Origin of the sequence: Mesorhizobium sp. B2-4-12 (assembly GCF_006441575.1) — a bacterium.
Classification (GTDB): domain Bacteria; phylum Pseudomonadota; class Alphaproteobacteria; order Rhizobiales; family Rhizobiaceae; genus Mesorhizobium.
Genome location: NZ_VFVC01000014.1, coordinates 61,478 through 79,073, shown reverse-complemented (window position 1 = coordinate 79,073; position 17,596 = coordinate 61,478). Strand labels below are relative to the sequence as shown.

General features: G+C 63.0%; 15 protein-coding genes. 6 read left to right on the top strand and 9 right to left on the bottom strand.

Translation table 11 applies throughout. The features are described 5' to 3' along the window. Positions 1-3 precede the first annotated feature (3 nt). The 6 genes from FJ934_RS11270 to FJ934_RS11245 all read left to right on the top strand — a co-directional run bounded on the left by FJ934_RS11270 (position 4) and on the right by FJ934_RS11245 (position 6,944). Positions 4-1,119 (top strand): ABC transporter ATP-binding protein, encoded by a 1,116-nt coding sequence (locus FJ934_RS11270; RefSeq protein WP_140609706.1) that lies wholly within the window; start codon positions 4-6, stop codon positions 1,117-1,119. A gap of 4 nt (positions 1,120-1,123) precedes the next feature. Then, positions 1,124-2,635, top strand: coding sequence for a GMC family oxidoreductase (locus FJ934_RS11265; RefSeq protein WP_140609704.1), 1,512 nt, complete (start codon positions 1,124-1,126; stop codon positions 2,633-2,635). Positions 2,636-2,903: 268 nt separating this feature from the next. Then, positions 2,904-3,665, top strand: coding sequence for a 3-ketoacyl-ACP reductase (locus FJ934_RS11260; protein ID WP_140609702.1), 762 nt, complete (start codon positions 2,904-2,906; stop codon positions 3,663-3,665). Positions 3,666-3,677: 12 nt separating this feature from the next. Then, a complete protein-coding gene (locus FJ934_RS11255; protein WP_140609700.1) occupies positions 3,678-5,306 on the top strand; it encodes a choline dehydrogenase in 1,629 nt (542 codons plus the stop codon). Between the two features lie 12 nt (positions 5,307-5,318). After that, positions 5,319-5,636: a Dabb family protein gene (locus FJ934_RS11250; RefSeq protein WP_140609698.1), complete on the top strand. Its 318-nt coding sequence runs from the start codon at positions 5,319-5,321 to the stop codon at positions 5,634-5,636. A 90-nt stretch (positions 5,637-5,726) separates the two neighbouring features. Continuing rightward, a complete protein-coding gene (locus FJ934_RS11245) occupies positions 5,727-6,944 on the top strand; it encodes an MFS transporter (RefSeq protein ID WP_181165584.1) in 1,218 nt (405 codons plus the stop codon). Between the two features lie 7 nt (positions 6,945-6,951). Here FJ934_RS11245 and FJ934_RS11240 read toward each other — a convergent pair whose 3' ends face one another. The 9 genes from FJ934_RS11240 to FJ934_RS11200 all read right to left on the bottom strand — a co-directional run bounded on the left by FJ934_RS11240 (position 6,952) and on the right by FJ934_RS11200 (position 17,589). After that, the gene (locus FJ934_RS11240; protein WP_140609695.1) at positions 6,952-7,797 is read right to left on the bottom strand and encodes an EamA family transporter; all 846 of its coding nucleotides are present in this window, start codon (positions 7,795-7,797) and stop codon (positions 6,952-6,954) included. 1 nt (position 7,798) lies between these two features. Then, positions 7,799-8,713 carry an endonuclease/exonuclease/phosphatase family protein gene (locus FJ934_RS11235; RefSeq protein WP_140609693.1) on the bottom strand — a complete coding sequence of 305 codons (915 nt, stop codon included), beginning with the start codon at positions 8,711-8,713 and terminating at the stop codon, positions 7,799-7,801. A 188-nt stretch (positions 8,714-8,901) separates the two neighbouring features. Continuing rightward, positions 8,902-10,455 carry a sodium:proton antiporter gene (locus FJ934_RS11230; RefSeq protein WP_140609691.1) on the bottom strand — a complete coding sequence of 518 codons (1,554 nt, stop codon included), beginning with the start codon at positions 10,453-10,455 and terminating at the stop codon, positions 8,902-8,904. Between the two features lie 342 nt (positions 10,456-10,797). Beyond that, positions 10,798-11,862 (bottom strand): ABC transporter ATP-binding protein, encoded by a 1,065-nt coding sequence (locus tag FJ934_RS11225; protein ID WP_140609689.1) that lies wholly within the window; start codon positions 11,860-11,862, stop codon positions 10,798-10,800. 30 nt (positions 11,863-11,892) lie between these two features. After that, positions 11,893-12,684 carry an ABC transporter permease gene (locus FJ934_RS11220; protein ID WP_140609687.1) on the bottom strand — a complete coding sequence of 264 codons (792 nt, stop codon included), beginning with the start codon at positions 12,682-12,684 and terminating at the stop codon, positions 11,893-11,895. Beyond that, positions 12,681-13,475, bottom strand: coding sequence for an ABC transporter permease subunit (locus FJ934_RS11215; RefSeq protein ID WP_226890706.1), 795 nt, complete (start codon positions 13,473-13,475; stop codon positions 12,681-12,683). The genes FJ934_RS11220 and FJ934_RS11215 overlap by 4 nt, the downstream gene beginning before the upstream one ends. Positions 13,476-13,662: 187 nt before the next feature. Next, entirely contained in the window at positions 13,663-14,769 is a 1,107-nt protein-coding gene (locus tag FJ934_RS11210; RefSeq protein WP_140609683.1) for an ABC transporter substrate-binding protein, read from the bottom strand. A 243-nt stretch (positions 14,770-15,012) separates the two neighbouring features. Beyond that, positions 15,013-16,185 (bottom strand): iron-containing alcohol dehydrogenase, encoded by a 1,173-nt coding sequence (locus tag FJ934_RS11205; RefSeq protein WP_140609681.1) that lies wholly within the window; start codon positions 16,183-16,185, stop codon positions 15,013-15,015. Between the two features lie 18 nt (positions 16,186-16,203). After that, positions 16,204-17,589, bottom strand: a complete 1,386-nt coding sequence (locus FJ934_RS11200; protein ID WP_140609679.1) for an aldehyde dehydrogenase family protein — start codon at positions 17,587-17,589, stop codon at positions 16,204-16,206. Positions 17,590-17,596: the final 7 nt, after the last annotated feature.

The following is a 17,596-nucleotide window of genomic DNA, read 5'->3' as shown; positions in this document are numbered from 1 at the left end:
CCAATGGCTTTTCTTGAAATTGATGGTCTGAGGAAGCGTTTCGGCCAGGTCGAGATCCTGAAAGGGATCAATCTGGAACTGGAAAAAGGCGGCTTCCTGGTGCTGGTCGGCCCGTCCGGCTGCGGCAAGTCCACGCTGCTCAACACCATTGCCGGACTCGAGACGATCACCTCGGGCGAGATCCGCGTCGACGGTCGGGCAATCAACGATCTGCATCCCTCCAAGCGCGATATCGCCATGGTCTTCCAGAGCTATGCGCTGTATCCGAATATGACGGTGGCCGGGAACATCTCCTTCGGCATGGAAATGCGCGGCGTGCCGGCGGACGAACGCCAGAAGGCGATCGACAAGGTGGCCAAGGTGCTGCAGATCGGCCATCTCCTGAAGCGCAAGCCAAGCCAGCTTTCGGGCGGCCAGCGCCAGCGCGTTGCCATGGGCCGGGCGCTGGTGCGCGACCCCAAACTGTTCCTGTTCGACGAGCCGCTGTCCAATCTCGACGCCAAGCTGCGCGTCGACATGCGCATCGAGATCAAGCGCCTTCACGCCACCACCGGCACCACCATCGTCTACGTCACCCATGACCAGATCGAGGCGATGACACTGGCGACCAAGATTGCCGTGATGCGCGACGGCGAGGTGCAGCAATTCGGCACGCCGGCCGAAATCTATAACAACCCCGCCAACGTCTTCGTCGCCGACTTCATGGGCTCGCCGGCGATGAACCTGATCCCGGCGACCATTGGCGACAATGGCAGCGGGCTGGCTGTCATGCTCGACCGCGAAGCGCGGCAGCCGATTGCTCTGCCGATGGCCAATGCGCCGGTCGGGCTGGCGGCCTTCAAGGGCAAGCCTGTCATCTTTGGTGTCCGCCCCGAGGCGCTCACCGATCCGGAAGGTGCCGAGCGCAACGCTTCACAGATTGCCACCGCCGATTGCCATATCGAGGTGGTGGAGCCGGCCGGCTCCGATACCTTCGCCGTCACCAACCTCGGCGGCAAGGGCGTCGTGGCGCGGCTGCGGGCCGACGCCAACATCCAGCCGGGCACCAGCACGCCGCTCGCCTTCAACCTTACCAAGGCAGTGTTCTTCGATCCGGCGACCGAGAACCGCATCCGCTGACACCATGACAAATCCGGACATCGTCATCATCGGCTCCGGCATCGGCGGTGCCACGATCGCCTCCGGCCTGGCCGGCAGCGGCGCCTCGATCCTGATTCTGGAGCGCGGCGAGCCGCTGCCGGCAACGCCGCATGCACGCGACACGCGCGCCATCTTCCTCGACGGCCATTACCGGCCAAAGGAGATGTGGCGCGAGGCCGGCGGCGCCGCTTTCAACCCCGGCAACTACTACTATGTCGGCGGCAATTCGAAATTCTTCGGCGCGGTGCTGATCCGCTACCGCAAGGAAGACTTTTCCGCCATGGAGCACTTCGGCGGCGTCTCGCCGGCATGGCCGTTCTCCTATGACGAATTCGAGCCCTGGTATTCCAAGGCCGAGCAATTGTTTCGCGTGCGCGGCACGCTCGGCGAGGACCCGACCGAACCCTTCCACTCGATCCCCTATGCCTTCAAGCCGGTGCCCGACGAGGCGCCGATCGCGCGCGCCCGCGCCGAACTCAAGAGCCTCGGCCTGCACCCGGCGTCGCTGCCGCTCGGCGTCGATATCGAGACATGGCTGAAGGAGGGCAGGACCGGCTGGGACGCTTTCCCGAACACCGGCCAGGGCAAGATGGACGCCCAGACGGCACCACTGGCCGCCGCACTCGAGGACAGCAACATCCGGCTTGAGACCGGTGCCTACGTCGAATATCTCGAAACAGCCCCTGACGGCAAAACCATATCGGCCGTTCACTACCAGCAGAATGGCGAGGCAAGGAAGGTCACGCCGAAGCTGGTCATCCTCTCCGCCGGCGCGGTCAACTCCGCGGTCATCCTGCTGCGCTCGCCCTCGCCCAATAACGGCAATGGGAGCGGGAAGGGCCTCGCCAACAGTTCGGACCAGGTCGGCCGCAATTTCATGAACCACAATTCCAGCGCCATGCTGGCGATCGACCCGCGCCGCCGCAACGATGCCGTCTACCAGAAGACGTTGATGCTCAACGACTACTACCTGTCCGACGGCAAGGGCGGCAAACCGCTCGGCAATGTGCAACTGCTCGGCAAGATCGACGGCAACATGCTGAGAGCCAACGTCAAGCTCGCGCCGAAATTCGCGCTCGATTTCATGGCCGGCCACGCCGTCGACTGGTACCTGATGTGCGAGGACCTGCCCGATCCGGAAAGCCGCATCATGGTCGACGGCAAGGATATCGTCATGAAGTGGCGGCGTTCCAACATGCAGTCTCTCGACGGCCTGACCAAAGTGATGCGCGAAAACTTCCGCGCCTGCGGTTATCCGATCGTGCTGTCGCGCCCCTTCGACAAGCGCACCCCCTCGCATCAGTGCGGCACGGTGAAGATGGGTGACAACCCGGCGACCTCGCCGCTCGATCCGTTCTGCCGGTCGTTCGATCATCGCAACCTGTTCGTCGTCGATGGCAGTTTCTTGCCGAACTCGGCGGCGGTGAACCCGGCGCTGTCGATCGCGGCGCAGGCGCTGCGGGTGGCGGAGCATATTCGCACGAGCGAGCAATGACAGGTTTGCGCCGCCCCTCATCCGCCTGCCGGCACCTTCTCCCCGTAAGGAACGGGGAGAAGGGACTTGGCCGCAACCCCGGCGCTCTTTCTGCAGCGATTGCCATTGGCGAAAGCGGCGGCGACGGCCTCCTTCTCCCCGTCGCTATACGGGGAGGTGAGGAGTGGTCCGCGCAGCGGACGAAAAAGCCAATTGCTTGGCTTTTCGAAAGACGAACGCCCGGCAGGGCGATGAGGGGCAGCACCAACCTTCTTAGTATAAGGCTCACATGACCCGCCCGGCCGCCATAGTCACCGGCGGTGCGCGTGGCATTGGCCTCGCGTGCGCCGAGGCGCTTGCGGACGCAGGCTTCGACATTCTCGTTGCGGATTTGGCCGACAGCCCGGCTGACGGACTTTCGGAAAATATCACCGCACGCGGGGCGAAATTCGCCTATGTCAGCTGTGACATAGCCAACCTTTCCGCCCATACGGCGTTGGTCGATGCCGCGTTGCAGAGCTTCGGCCGCATCGATTGCCTGGTCAACAATGCCGGCGTCGGTGCCGTCGTGCGCGGCGATCTTCTCGAGCTGAAGCCGGAGAATTTCGACCGCGCACTGGGCATCAATCTGCGCGGCACCGTGTTTCTGAGCCAGGCCGTGGCCAAGGCGATGCTGGCCACACCGGGCCACCTCCCAAAATCGATCATCACCATCACCTCGGTCAGCGCCGACATGGCCTCGCCGGAGCGCGCCGACTACTGCATCTCGAAGGCCGGCCTTTCCATGTGGGTGAAAAACCTGGCGCTCAGGCTTGCCCCGGAAAATATCGGCGTGTTCGAGGTCCGGCCGGGCATCATCCGCACCGATATGACGGCAGGTGTGACCGCCAAATACGACGCCTTGATCGACGGCGGGCTGGTGCCGTCAAGGCGTTGGGGCGAGGCCTCCGACATCGGCGCCGTGGTGGCGACGCTAGCCGCCGGCACGCTCGGCTTTTCGACCGGCTCGATCATCAATGTCGACGGCGCGCTCTCCGTTCCGCGGCTGTAAGTGGATAGTGTCATGACCGACTACATCATCGTGGGCGCCGGCCCGGCCGGCTGCGTTCTGGCCAACCGGTTGAGCGAGGATCCCTCCAATTCGGTGCTGCTGCTCGAGGCCGGCGGCAAGGACTGGCATCCCTATATCCATATGCCGGCTGGCTTTGCCAAGATGACCAAGGGCATCGCCTCCTGGGGCTGGTCGACCGTGCCGCAGAGGCACATGAACGGCCGTGTGTTCTGGTACACGCAGGCCAAGGTGGTCGGCGGCGGCTCCTCCATCAATGCCCAGATCTACACGCGCGGCAACGCCCGCGACTACGACGCCTGGGAGAAGGAAGATGGCCTTGCCGGCTGGGCCTATCGAGACGTGCTGCCCTATTTCAAGCGCGCCGAGAACAACCAGCGCTACGCCAACGATTTCCACGGCGACCAAGGCCCGCTCGGCGTGTCGAACCCGATTTCGCCGCTGCCGATCTGCGAGGCCTATTTCCGCGCCGGCCAGCAGATGGGCATTCCCTTCAACCCGGACTTCAACGGCGCTGCCCAAGAAGGCGTCGGTTACTACCAGCTGACCCAGAAGGACGCCCGGCGCTCCTCGGCCTCCGTCGCCTATCTCAAGCCAATCCGCAACCGCAAGAATCTGACCGTAAAGACCGATGTGCTCGTCACCCGCATCGTCGTCGAGAAACATCGCGCCGTCGGCGTCGAGATCGTCGACAGACCGGGTGGCCAGAAGACAATCCTGCGCGCCGACCGCGAGGTCATCGTCTCGTCCGGCGCTATCGGCTCGCCGAAGCTCCTGATGCAATCCGGCATCGGACCGGCCGACCACCTCAAATCGGTCGGCGTCACGCCGGTGCATGACCTGCCCGGCGTCGGCTCCAACATGCAGGACCATCTCGACCTGTTCGTCATCGCCGAATGCACCGGCGACCACACCTACGACAACTACGCCAAGCTGCACCGCACGGCATGGGCCGGCCTTCAATATCTGCTCTTGAAGAAGGGGCCGGTGGCCTCAAGCCTCTTCGAGACCGGCGGCTTCTGGTACGCCGACCCGACCGCCGCCTCGCCCGACATCCAGTTCCATCTGGGCTTGGGATCCGGCATCGAGGCCGGCGTCGAAAAACTGAATAACCCCGGCGTCACCTTGAACTCGGCCTTCCTGCGGCCGCGCTCGCGCGGCACGGTGCGGCTGAAGAGCGACGACCCGGCCGACCATCCGCTGATCGACCCGAACTACTGGTCCGATCCCTACGACCGCGCCATGTCGCTCAAGGGGCTGAGGCTGGCGCGCGAGATCATGCGGCAGAAGGCACTTCAGCACTACGTGCTGCGCGAAGTGCTGCCCGGTCCATCGCTCGCCAGCGACGACGAGCTTATCGACTATGCCTGCCGCAGCTCCAAGACCGACCATCACCCGGTCGGCACCTGCCGCATGGGCCATGACGAGATGGCCGTGGTGACGCCGGACCTGTGTCTGCGCGGCATCGAAGGCCTGCGGGTCTGCGACGCTTCGGTGATGCCGCGTGTGCCCTCCTCCAACACCAATGCGCCGACCATCATGGTCGGCGAAAAGGGCGCCGATCTGGTCCTTGGCCGCGAGCCGCTGCCGCCAGCTGTATTCTCCGGAAATCGCGCTGCTTGAAGGAAAGAGAAAATGATCAGGCACTGTGTCTTCGCCAGATTTCGCGACGATGTCCCCGACGGTGAACGCAGGGGAATCCATGCCGACCTGGAGGCACTGCGCCAGGTGATCGACGGCATGGACACGGTGCACTTCAGCGCCAATGTCAGCCCGGAGCCTTTCGCGCGCGGCTTCACCCATGGCTTCACCATCGATTTTCGCGACGCCTCCGCGCGTGACGCCTATCTGGTGCATGAAGCGCATCAGCGCGCCGGCGCCCGGCTGGTGGCTGCCCTTGAGGGCAGCACCGACGGATTGATGGTCTTCGACCTCGATCTTACGAAAAAGTGACCGCCGGCTCTTCGAAAGCCGGCCGATCGCTGTTCTCTTTTTCTTACTAGGCGACATATCGTTCCTTTGGGGGAACCAAAGGAGGACGCCTTGAATCTCAATGCCGAGCAGAAGAAAACCGTCCTGGCTTCATTCCTGGGCTGGACGTTGGATGCTTTTGATTTCTTCCTTTTGACATTCCTGCTCACCGATATTGCAAGTGAATTCCACACAGACGTCCCGGCGGTCTCAAAGGCACTGTTCCTGACTTTAGCGACGCGCTTCATCGGCGCGTTCTTCTTCGGCATGCTCGCCGACAAATACGGGCGCAAGCCCATCCTCATGCTCAACATCGTCAGCTACTCGGTGATCGGCGCGCTGGCCGCCTTCTCGCCCAATCTCGGCATCTTCCTGGCCCTGCGCGCTCTGTTCGGCATCGCCATGGGCGGTGAATGGGGGCTCGGCAGTTCGCTTGCCATGGAGTCCATCCCACCCAGCGCGCGCGGCATGGTCTCGGGCATCCTGCAATGCGGCTATCCGGCAGGCTACCTTCTGGCGGCGGTAGTCTATGGCCTGCTCTATCAGCAGACGATCGGTGGCTACACGATCGGCTGGCGTGCCATGTTCCTGCTCTCCTTTGCCCCGGCGCTGATTGTCCTGTTCATCCGCTCGCATGTGCCGGAATCGCCGGCCTTCGTCGAGGCGCAGAAGACCGTAAGGCCCGGCATGCTGGAAACGCTGCAGAAGCATTGGGGCGTCGCGCTCTATGCCGTCGTGCTGATGATGTTCTTCAACTTCTTCAGCCATGGCACACAGGATCTCTACCCGACCTTTCTGAAGAAGCAGCATGGCTTCGATCCGCACACGGTGAGTTGGATCACCATCGTCGCCAATATCGGCGCCATCGTTGGCGGCCTGGCTTTTGGCGCGCTGTCCGAGAGGATCGGCCGCGTCAACGCCATCACCCTGGCCTGCCTGATCGCCCTGCCGGCGATTCCACTATGGGCCTATAGCTCCACGCCGTTCATGCTCGCCATGGGCGCCTTCGTCATGCAGATCGCAGTCCAGGGCGCCTGGGGCGTCATCCCGGTGCACCTCAATGAACTTTCGCCGGGCGCCGTACGCGCCACCTTGCCCGGCTTCATCTATCAGGCCGGCAATCTCGCGGCGTCCTATGGCGGTCCGTATCAGGCGGGAATCGCGGAGGCACCGGGGAGCAGCTATGGCTACGCGCTGGCGCTTTTTGCCGGCGTGGTCGCCGTCTGCATCATCGTCGTCATCCGCTTCAGTCCGGAACGGCGCGGCCAGGTGATGACCGTGCTAGGTTGAGTGAGGCTTAACCCAGCCGGAGTGCGATGACCCCGGCAACAATGCTGAGCGCGGCCGCCCCGCGCCAGCCCGTCATCTTCTCGCCGAGCGCGTAGACCGAGATCAGCATGGCGAACAGGATCGAGGTCTCGCGCAGCGACGCGACCGAGGCGATCGGCGCCTTGGTCATGGCCCACATCACGATCCAGTAGGCCACACCGCTGAGCACGCCGGTGAACAGCCCGGTCTTCCAGTCGCGCGCCAGAACGGGAAGCGCCTTGGGCCCGCGGAAGACGAGGCACAGCACCAGGGCTCCCAGCGCATCGCAGATGAACAGCCAGGCGGCGTAGCTTTGCGCGGTTGCCGCCAGCCGTGCGCCGCTGCCGTCGGACAGCGTGTAGCTGGCGATGAACAGCGAAGTGCCGAATGCAAAGCCGACCGCGCGCAAATTGAGCTTTTCCAGATGCGCGCCGCCGCGAAACGACATCACAAGCGTACCGGCCGACAAGAGCAGGATGCCGACAATGGCGAGCGGTGCCGGCACTTCGGCAACGACGAACATGCCGCCGATCGCGGCCAGCAAAGGTGCCGTGCCGCGCGCCAGCGGGTAGGTCTGGGCGAAATCCCCGGCCTGGTAGGCGCCGATCAGGAAGGTGCGGTAGCCCATGTGGAAGATCACCGACGCGATGATGTATGGCCAGACGTCCGCCTTTGGCACCTCGACGAAGGGCAACACCACGAGCGCGGCCGCACCCATGCCGAGCGTCATCAGCGTGATCGACAGAAAGCGATCAAGATGGACCTTGACCAGCGCATTCCAGATGGCGTGCATGGCAGCCGCGGCAAGCACCGCGAAGAAGACGAAAAACGTCATTTCAGGCTTGTCGACCTCCCAAGCCAAGCGGCGTTTCGAGATCGATGTCGACGCGGACGGGGAAATGATCGGATGCCACCTCGCCTATATCGGATTCGACCGAACGCACCCGCTCGGCGAACATGCCGCCGATGAAACAATGGTCGAGCCGGCGCTTTGCCAGCCTGCCGTCGATGATCTTCTCATGCGTGTGGAAATTAGCCGCCGCTTCGATCGCCACGGCGGCGGCATCGACGAAACCATCGAGATAGGCGGCACCCCGATGGTAGGGCGTGGCGCCGACGATGCGGCGATATTCGGCGCTGCCCGGCTCCATGTTGAAATCGCCCATCCAGATCGCCGCCGGCGGATTTTCCGGCTCGGCTTCGCCGCTGGTCCAGTTGCGCGAAGGCTCGTCATCGACGCCGCTCCACGGCCCGCCGTCGGTGGGCGCCCGGCGATGTTCGGCGAGCAGGTGGTCGATCTGCTCCAGCCGTTCTTCAGCCGCGATGTGCGCGAGATGCAAGGACAGCACGCGCACCGGGCCGGCCGGCGTACGGATCATGCATTCCAGCGCGGCATTGCGGGTGTTGAGCGGCCGCAGCGTGCGGCGCATCGGCAGCACATGCAGCCGCGACCACACGATCGGCAGCTTCGACAGCACCATGGTGCCGAACTGCCGCCGCCGGTTGACCAGGCGCCCCTCGCGCCGCTCGCTGGCATCCATGTCGAAGGCCGGCCCGTAGACCCAGTAATAGTCTGGCAGCAGGCGTGAAAGCAGTTCCGGCTGGTCGTCGAAATTGCTGCGTTGCCAGTGCCGCTCCACCTCCTGCAGGGCAATGATGTCGGCGCCGTCGACGATGCGTGCCGCGCGCGAAAGATCGTAGCGCTCGTCGCTGCCGAATCCGTACTGGATGTTGTAACTGACCAGCTTCATTGCTTATCCGGCTTATTTTCCATCATGGCAGTAGCGGTTCGGCGGATTGGTTGCAATGTGCAGGAGAATGGATGCGGCTTGTGCCAGAAGCCTCCCCGCCCGTTGTGCGATCATGCACCGATTCCGGACCGTTCCGATATCCTCCACACGCCGGAAACGGCGTGTGACACCTCTGGCGATGAACCGTCCTAATCCGTCGTCAACGGCTGGAAACGGCCAGCCGGAGACGCCGCCAGTTCCGACCAGTCGATCTCTTCTTCCAGGCGATGATAGGCTTCGTCGCCGATCGTGCCGTTGCTGCGCAATTCCTCCAGCGTGTCGCGTTGGCGGTCGATGGCGTAGAGGCGCAGCCGGTCGTATTCGGTTGCCGCCTGTGCGTCATCAGGGTTTTGCGCGATCACGCGTTGGGCCTCATACTGCTCGCGCACCACGGCCGCCGCGACCGATGTCTTGCGGCTCAACACATCTAGCGCGGCCTGCATGACGGCGACGCGAGCCTGGGCCACTTCGCGGTCTATTGTCGTGTCCCGTTCGAAGTCGAGTATCCGCAGCAGGGGCTTCAGGCTCATCCCTTGCAATACCAGCGTGCCCAGGACCACCGCGAAGGCGGCAAGCACGATCGGATCGCGGCCGGGAAAGCCGGCGGGCAGCGCAATGGCCACCACCAGCGTCACCAGCCCCCGCATGCCGCACCAGCCGACGAGCACGGAGCCGCGAAACGTCGGCGCATCGCTCCTCCGCTCTTCGCCGCCGAAGCGGGCAAACCATCGGATGATCGCAACGTAACTCGCCACCCAGAAAAGGCGTGCCACGATGACAACGGCCAGCACCGTTGCTGCAAAGAGAAAAGCTTCGCCTTGCCCATCGCCGGAGAGACGGCCGACGATCGATCGTGCCTGCAGGCCCATCAGCACGAAAGCCAGCACGTTGAGCACGAACACCGCCGACTCCCAGACCGAATAGGTGCTGACGCGGCGTCTCGCCGACATATGGCGCGGCGCCCTGCGCGCGATGGTGATGGCGTAGACGACGATGGTGATGATGGCGGACAGCCCGAGCCTGTCCGCCAGGATCCACACCCCGAACGTCCCGGCGAACTGCACCACGGTGCTGCTTGCCGCATCCTCGATCCGGGACAGCGTCAACAGCGAGAAGCGGCCAAGCAGATAACCCGCCACGAGGCTGCCGATGGTCGACAGCAGGATCGTTGGAACGGCGTTGCTCAGCGTGATCGAGCCGAGCGCCGCCGAAACCGCCAGCCGGTAGATCAGCAGCGCGGTGGCGTCGTTGAGCAGGCTCTCGCCCTGGAGAATGGCGGTGATGCGGTGCGGCACCTTGAATTGTCCGAGAACCGCGCTTGCCGCCACCGCATCCGGCGGAGCAACGATGGCGCCGAGCGCGATCGCCGCCGCGATCGGCAGACCGGCCATCTTCCAGCCGACAAAGGCAACGACGGCGGTGGTGAAGACGACAGCGCCGAGCGCCAGCATCACCAACGACAGCCTGTAGCGCTTCAGGTCGCGCAGCGAGGTGTCATAGGCGGAATCCAGAAGCACCGGCGCGATGAACAGCGCAAGCGCCAGTTCCGGATCGATTTCGATGGTCGGTGTGCCAGGCACGAAGGCAATAGCAACCCCAGCCAGGGCCAGCAGGGACGGATAGGGGATCTCCAGCCGTCGCGACAGCGCCGTCAATGCAACGGCCGTCAAAAGCAGGACTAGCGTCAGTTCGAAAAGAGCCATGGGCTGTTACATCCGTGGGATTGCTGGCGCAGATATGCATGCAGCATGCGGTGGATTGGCCATCAAACTCAAGCCCTCCAGCAATGCGCCTGAAATCGCCGCGGATGGAGCCTTGCCCGCTGTCCAGGAGATTATCCCAGCCGGTTCATCGCATCGGCTTGACGCCGCTTGCCGGATGCCGCTTGCCGACGCCTGAGAGGGGCGGGAATAATGAATGCGTCCAACCATGTGTTGGCATCGTTGCCGCCGTAATCCCGGCTGGATTGAACAGCATCGCAAATCCGACGACGCTGCCGCCGAAATCTGGGGCTAACCCCGTTCGCTTAGGCTCATACCATCGAGCTAATGCAACACCAGCATATCGCCCGACGAGAACGAAATCTCAGCCTTCTCGCCAACGGTGGGCGGCGGCGTCGCCGAGTTGTTGAACGTGTCGAGCGACACCGTGTTGCCGCCGATACCGACGCGGACCCGGATTACCGAACCGAGGAAATGCACTTCGGAAATCTCGCCGGACAGGCTGGAATCGCGGCCGGGCTGACGGCCGAGCGAAATTGCCTCTGGCCGCAGCGCCAGCGCCAGCGTATCGCCGGACTTCGAGCCGTTGAGCTTGCCCTTCAACTCGACTTCCTGCGTGTTGACCTGCACCTTGCCTGACGCTGCATCGGTAACCTTGCCCTCGAGAACGTTGAGCGTGCCGACGAAGTTGGCGACGAACTTGGTCGCCGGCCGGTTGTAGATCTCGAACGGCGTGGCAACCTGCTCGGCCTTGCCGCCATACATGACCGCGATGCGGTCGGAGATCGACAGCGCTTCTTCCTGGTCGTGCGTGACGAAAATGGTGGTGATGCCGAGCTTCTTCTGGATCGAGCGGATTTCCTCGCGCAGCGAAACGCGCACCTTGGCGTCCAGCGCCGACAGCGGTTCGTCGAGCAGCAGCAGCTTCGGCTTCGGCGCGATCGCACGCGCCAGCGCGATACGCTGCTGCTGGCCGCCCGAGAGCTGGTAGGGATAACGGTCGGCCATCTGCGGCAGCTTGATCATGTCGAGCATCTCGGCGACGCGCTTGTCGGCGTCGGCCTTGGGCATGCCGGCAACCTTCAGTCCGAAGGCGATGTTCTGGGCCACGGTCAGGTTCGGGAACAGCGCGTAGGCCTGGAACACCATGCCGACATTGCGCTGATTGGGCTTCAGCCGGGTGATGTCCTTGCCGGCGACGACGATCTTACCGGCCGACGGCTCCTCGAAGCCGGCAACCATGCGCAGCACCGTGGTCTTGCCGCAACCGGACGGTCCGAGGAACGAGACGAATTCGCCCGGCTCGACGTCGAGGCTGAAATCCTGGACCACGGTGTTGGAACCGTAGGATTTTCGCACATGCTGGATGGACAGGAATGGCTCGGCCATGGCTTTTTCTCTCAGGTCAGTGCTTTTCGGTCAATTCGGACGGTTCGCCGATTTCGGCGCGAAGCGGGACAGGATCTGGATGAGCGACATGCAGCCCCAGGTGATGGCAAAAGCGATGATGGCAAGGGCTGCCGGCTCATAGGCGCGGTTGGCGCCAATGTTCTGCAGATAAGGGCCGAAGGCCGGCCGGTTGAGCAGGCTCGCCATGGTGAACTCGCCAATAACGATCGCGAAGGTCAGGAACGCCCCTGACAACACCGCGATCAGCACATTGGGCAGAATAACCCGGCCGATGATCGTCGACCAGCCCGCGCCCAGGATCTGTGCTGCTTCCGTCAATGTCCGCACGTCGATTGTGCGCAGCCCGGTGTCGACTGCGCGATACATGTAAGGCAGCGACAACGTCGCATAGCCGATCACCAGCAAGGCGTTCGCACCCATATTGCTTCCCAGGAACGGCAGCGGCGAATTCGAACCGTACATCCTGATGTAGCCGAAGACGATGACGATGGCCGGTATGACCAGCGGCAACAATGTGATGAATTCGACGATCGGCCTGAGCTGAGGCAGACGCAGCCGGATCCAGTATGCAGCCGGCACCACGATCAGGATTCCGAGGATGATGGTGAAGATGGCAGCGATCACCGAATACAGGAAGGTCGACTGGAAGCGCGCATCGCCCAACACGATCTGATAGGCGTCGAAGGAATGGACGCCGCGCCGCATGCGCAGCGAGAACTCGACCGTCGCCATAAGCGGAATGAAGAAATAGGCAGCGCCGACGATAAAGACGACCCAGGCCCAGAATTTGCCCGACTTCATTTGAGCCACCTCTCGGAGCGAGTCCGGAACCAGATGTAGAAGACGTTGGCCAAGCCCGTGATGACAATCATGCCGAAGGCGATGGCATAGCCGAGCTGCGGGTTGTGCAGCACATCGCCGTTGATCTGCGAATAGAGCTTGATGGGAACGATGTTGAGTGCCGGGCCGGCAAACGCATAGGCGGTGGCAATGGCGCCGAAGGCATTGGCGAACAGAAGGATGACGGTGCCGAGGAAACTCGGCCATATCACCGGTATGACCACCATGCGCCAATATTGCGACTGCGTGGCGCCGAGCGTGGCCGCCGCCTCCCCCCATTCTTTCTTCAAGCCGTCGATGGCCGGCACGATGATGACCACCATCAGGGGAATCTGGAAGAACAGATAGACGGCGATCAGCCCCGACGTGGTGAGGAAATTGAAGCCCATCGCATAGATGTTGATATTGAGGACATCACGCAGCAGCGTCGTGACGATGCCGACACGGCCGAGTGTCGCCAGGAAGGCGAAGGCCAGCGGCAGACCGGCGAAATTCGACGCGACGCCCGAAAAGGTCAGGGTCGCGGAGCGCGTCCAGCTTGGAAGTCCGCCGCGCACGATGGCGATGGCTATCGCAAGCCCGGCAAAGGCGCCGATGATGGACGACCAGAAACTGATCTTGATCGAAACCCAGTAGGAAGCGCTGATCGACGGGTCACTGACCAGCTGCAGGATGTTATCCAGCGTAAATCGGCCGTCGCCGGTCTGGAACGCCCCCACGACGAGATAGATCGTCGGCAGGATCAGGAACATCAGGGCGAAGATAAAGAAGGGCGCCACGCCGATCCATTGCGTCGGCAAGCGGAAAGCAGTCGCCTCGTTCGGCGGCGCGGGCCTGGTGGCAAGCGACTGATTTGAAAGCGTAAGATCGGTCATGCGCCGGCTACCGTCTTCGAGGAAAAGCCGGGCGGCCTCACGGCCGCCCGGTCAATTTCAAACCTTACTTGACGTTGGCGCCGACAACGGCGTCCCAGTTCTTGCTGATGGCTTCCTTGGCCTTGCCCTGCTCGTCGAGCGTCGGGAAGGCAGCGGAAGCGTAGGCTTCAGCCGGAGGCAGCTTGGCCAGCACGTCAGCCGGGATCTTGCCGTTCTTGGCGAGATCGTTGAAGCGGATCGGGTGGCAATAGCCCTTCAGCCAGCCGACCTGGCCTTCGTCGGAATAGAGGTATTCCATCCAGAGCTTGGCCGCATTCGGATGCGGAGCGAAAGCGCTGATCGCCTGCACGTAGACACCGGCGACAACGCCGCTCTTCGGCACGACGACGTCGACGGGCGGGTTGCCCTTCAGCGTGTCGCGGCCAGCAAGGGCGTTATAATCCCAGTTGATCAGGATCGGGGTCTGGCCCTGTGCCAGCGTCGCAGGCTTGCCGACGACCGGGACGAAATTGCCAGCGGCGTTGAGCTTCTTGAAGAAGTCGAGGCCAGCGGTGCCGGCGGCTTGACCAGCAGCGGCACCCGACGACAGGCCAGCGGCATACACTGCCTGGATGGCCTGGTTCGAGGCGCGCGGGTCACCGGCAACGGCTACCGCATTGGCGAACTCCGGCTTCAGGAGATCGGCCCAGTCCTTCGGCGATTCCTTGATCAGATCCTTGTTCACCATGAACGACAGAACGCCGTAATAGTCGCCGTACCAGGCGCCATCGGCATCTTTGGCGCTGTCCGGGATCGAGTCCCAGGTCGATACCTTGTAAGGCATCAACAGGCCATCGGCCTTGGCGGTCGGACCGAAGGACAGGCCAACGTCGATGACGTCGGGAGCCTGCGGGCCCTTGTTATCCTTGTTGGCCTTGATCGCCTCGACTTCGTCGCCGGAGCCGGCGTCGGGATTGAGTTCGTTGATGGTGATTCCCGGATACTTCGCCTTGAAGCCGGCGATGACGTCGCCATAGCCACACCAGTCATGCGGCAGGGCGATGGTCGTGAGCTGGCCTTCAGCCTTTGCAGCCTTGACGAGATCGTCCAGCGAAGCCGCGGACGAAATCACCGACGACACCATGAGGGTCGCGGCCGAAAGGGAAAGCACCTTCCCCGTGAATTTGAACATGTGTTCTCTCCGTTGAACTGACGCCGTTGGACGCCTGCGATGCGGTATCGTTTTCATGTGACAGCCAGATGAAAGCTTTGTGAAACAGGCAGCCCGCAGCACGAAAAAGTAAACTCTTTTTAACCTGATGTAGCAATTGGCCGGCGTATCTTTTTCCGGCTAACTAGTTTCTGCCTTGTCCTGCATCGCCTCTCCTTGTTTTCCTGCCCCGTTTCCAGATCAAATCGATATGCGAAAAGTGCTTCAGACGGTGCCCGCGATGGCGTTTTCGAGCAAGGTCAGCGCCGCCTTTTTGGTCAGCTTGACCGGGTTGCCCCCGGCCGTTGGATCGACCACCGCCATGTCGGCGATCAGCGCCTTGCGCTTCTTGTCCATGTCGAGCCCCTTGATCAGGCCCGGCAGGGCGTGCGGCACCTTCAGGTCCTTGCGCAGCCTGATGATCGCCTTGGCGAAGCCGTCGAAGCCGCCCTTGATGCCGCAATAGGCGGCGAGGCGGGCAATGCGCTCCTCGATGGAGTCGCGATTGAAGGCGAGCACATAAGGCATGAACACGGCGTTGGTCATGCCATGATGGGTGTCGTAGAGCGCGCCGATCGGATGCGACAGCGAGTGGATGGCGCCCAGCCCCTTCTGGAAGGCCGTGGCGCCCATGGCGGCGGCGCTCATCATATGGGCGCGCGCAACCAGGTCCTTGCCGTTGGCAAAGGCTTTTGGCAGGTTCTCGAACACCAGGCGCACACCCTCGACCGCGATGCCGTCAGCCATCGGATGGTAGCCCGGCGCGCAATAGGCTTCCAGGCAATGGGCGAGCGCGTCCATGCCGGTGCCGGCGGTGATGAAGGCCGGCATGCCGACCGACAATTCCGGATCGGCGATCACGATCGCCGGCAGCAGCTTGGGATGGAAGATGACCTTCTTGGTGTGCGTCGCCTCATTGGTGATGACACCGGCACGGCCGACTTCCGAGCCGGTGCCAGCGGTGGTCGGTACTGCGACGATCGGAGCGATAGCGTCCGAATTGGCGCGCGTCCACCAGTCGCCGACATCCTCGAAATCCCACACCGGCCGCGTTTGGCCGGCCTGGAAGGCGATCAGCTTGCCGAGGTCGAGCGCCGAACCGCCGCCAAAGGCGATGATGCCGTCATGCTTGCCCTTCTTGAACACTTCGATACCGGCGGTCAGATTGGATTCCACCGGGTTCGGCCTCACCTCGGAGAAGACGCCGTAGGGAACCTTGGCATCGTCGAGGATCTTCAGCGTCGAGGCGACGACAGGCAGTTTCGCCAGGCCCGGATCGGTGACGAACAAGGGCCGCTTGATGCCGGTTGCCGCCAGCACCTCGGGCAGTTCCTTGATGCGTCCGGCGCCGAAGCGGACAGTGGTGGGGTAGTTCCATTTGGAGGTCAGCTTGGTCATTGCTTGTCTTTCGAAAAATCAGATGGCTTCGCGCAGGTGGAAGGATTTCGGCCGGGTCAGATTGTCGTAGCCGATGGCTGACAGTGCCGCGCCCTTGCCGGTGTCCTTGACGCCGGTCCAGACCAGCGCCGGATCGAGATAGTCGCAGCGGTTCATGAACACCGTGCCGGTCTCGACGCGGTTGCCGATCACCACCGCGTGCTCGATGTCGCGGGTCCAGATCGAGGCCGTCAGCCCATAGGGACTGTCGTTCATCAGCGCGATCGCTTCCTCGTCGTTGCGCACCTTCATGATGCCGACGATCGGGCCAAAGCTTTCCTCGCGCATGACGCTCATCTGATGGTCGACCTCGGTCAGCACCTCCGGGGCCAGATAGGGTGAGCCGGCCTTGTCGTTAGCCACCTTCATGTTGATGTGCGCCTTGGCGCCCTTGCGCAGCGCTTCGGCCTTCTGCTCGCGGATCAGGTCGGCGAAGCGCGCCTGCGCCATCGGTCCCATCGTCGTCGCCTGCTCCAGAGGATTGCCGACGACATAGTTCCTGGTCTCGGCGATAAAGCCTTCGACGAATTCGTCATAGACCTTTTCGTGCACATAGACGCGCTCGATGCCGCAGCAGCACTGGCCGGAATTGTAGAAAGCGCCATCGACCAGATTGGCCACCGCATGGTCCATCTTGGCGTCGGGCAGCACATAGGCGGGATCCTTGCCGCCGAGTTCGAGGCCGAGCGTCATGAAGGTGCCTGCAGCCGCCCTTTCGATGGCACGGCCGCCGCCGACCGAGCCGGTGAAGTTGACATGATCGATCTTGCCGGAGCCGAGCAGCTTTTCCGTCTGAGCATGGTTCAGCACGATATTCTGGAACACACCCTTTGGCAGGCCGGCCTTGTCGAACGCCTGCTGGAAGCGTTCACCGACCAGCAGCGTCTGCGCCGCGTGCTTCAAGATGACGGCGTTGCCGGCCATCAGCGCCGGCACGATGGTGTTCACGGCGGTCAGATAAGGGTAGTTCCACGGCGCGATCACCATGACCACGCCGAGCGGACCTTTCTTCACATAGCGGCGGAACCCGTCCTTGGGATTAGAGGCCGGCACCGGTCTCAGCGCCGCCTCGGCGATCTCGACCATATGGTTGGTGCGTTCCTTGACACCGCCGAACTCGCCGCCATAGCGGACAGGCCGCCCCATCTGCCAGGCGATCTCCGGCACGATCTCGTCGGTCATCGAGACCAGCGCTTCGAGCATGGCGAGCATGTATTTGCCGCGCTCGACGATCGGCGTCTCGGCCCACTTCTCCTGCGCCGCCTTGGCGCGCTCGACCGCGGCATTGATCGCCTGGTCCGTCGCCACGGGCCGCTCGGCATAGATCGAGCCATCGATGGGGGATTTGAGTCTTACCGTTTCCAAAGGATGC

Bases quoted from the DNA above. Each gene is read 5' to 3' on its own strand.
- FJ934_RS11270 (WP_140609706.1), top strand. From the start codon at position 4: ATGGCTTTTCTTGAAATTGATGGTCTGAGGAAGCGTTTCGGCCAGGTC.
- FJ934_RS11265 (WP_140609704.1), top strand. From the start codon at position 1,124: ATGACAAATCCGGACATCGTCATCATCGGCTCCGGCATCGGCGGTGCC.
- FJ934_RS11260 (WP_140609702.1), top strand. From the start codon at position 2,904: ATGACCCGCCCGGCCGCCATAGTCACCGGCGGTGCGCGTGGCATTGGC.
- FJ934_RS11255 (WP_140609700.1), top strand. From the start codon at position 3,678: ATGACCGACTACATCATCGTGGGCGCCGGCCCGGCCGGCTGCGTTCTG.
- FJ934_RS11250 (WP_140609698.1), top strand. From the start codon at position 5,319: ATGATCAGGCACTGTGTCTTCGCCAGATTTCGCGACGATGTCCCCGAC.
- FJ934_RS11240 (WP_140609695.1), bottom strand. From the start codon at position 7,797: ATGACGTTTTTCGTCTTCTTCGCGGTGCTTGCCGCGGCTGCCATGCAC.
- FJ934_RS11235 (WP_140609693.1), bottom strand. From the start codon at position 8,713: ATGAAGCTGGTCAGTTACAACATCCAGTACGGATTCGGCAGCGACGAG.
- FJ934_RS11230 (WP_140609691.1), bottom strand. From the start codon at position 10,455: ATGGCTCTTTTCGAACTGACGCTAGTCCTGCTTTTGACGGCCGTTGCA.
- FJ934_RS11225 (WP_140609689.1), bottom strand. From the start codon at position 11,862: ATGGCCGAGCCATTCCTGTCCATCCAGCATGTGCGAAAATCCTACGGT.
- FJ934_RS11220 (WP_140609687.1), bottom strand. From the start codon at position 12,684: ATGAAGTCGGGCAAATTCTGGGCCTGGGTCGTCTTTATCGTCGGCGCT.
- FJ934_RS11215 (WP_226890706.1), bottom strand. From the start codon at position 13,475: ATGTTCCTGATCCTGCCGACGATCTATCTCGTCGTGGGGGCGTTCCAG.
- FJ934_RS11210 (WP_140609683.1), bottom strand. From the start codon at position 14,769: ATGTTCAAATTCACGGGGAAGGTGCTTTCCCTTTCGGCCGCGACCCTC.
- FJ934_RS11205 (WP_140609681.1), bottom strand. From the start codon at position 16,185: ATGACCAAGCTGACCTCCAAATGGAACTACCCCACCACTGTCCGCTTC.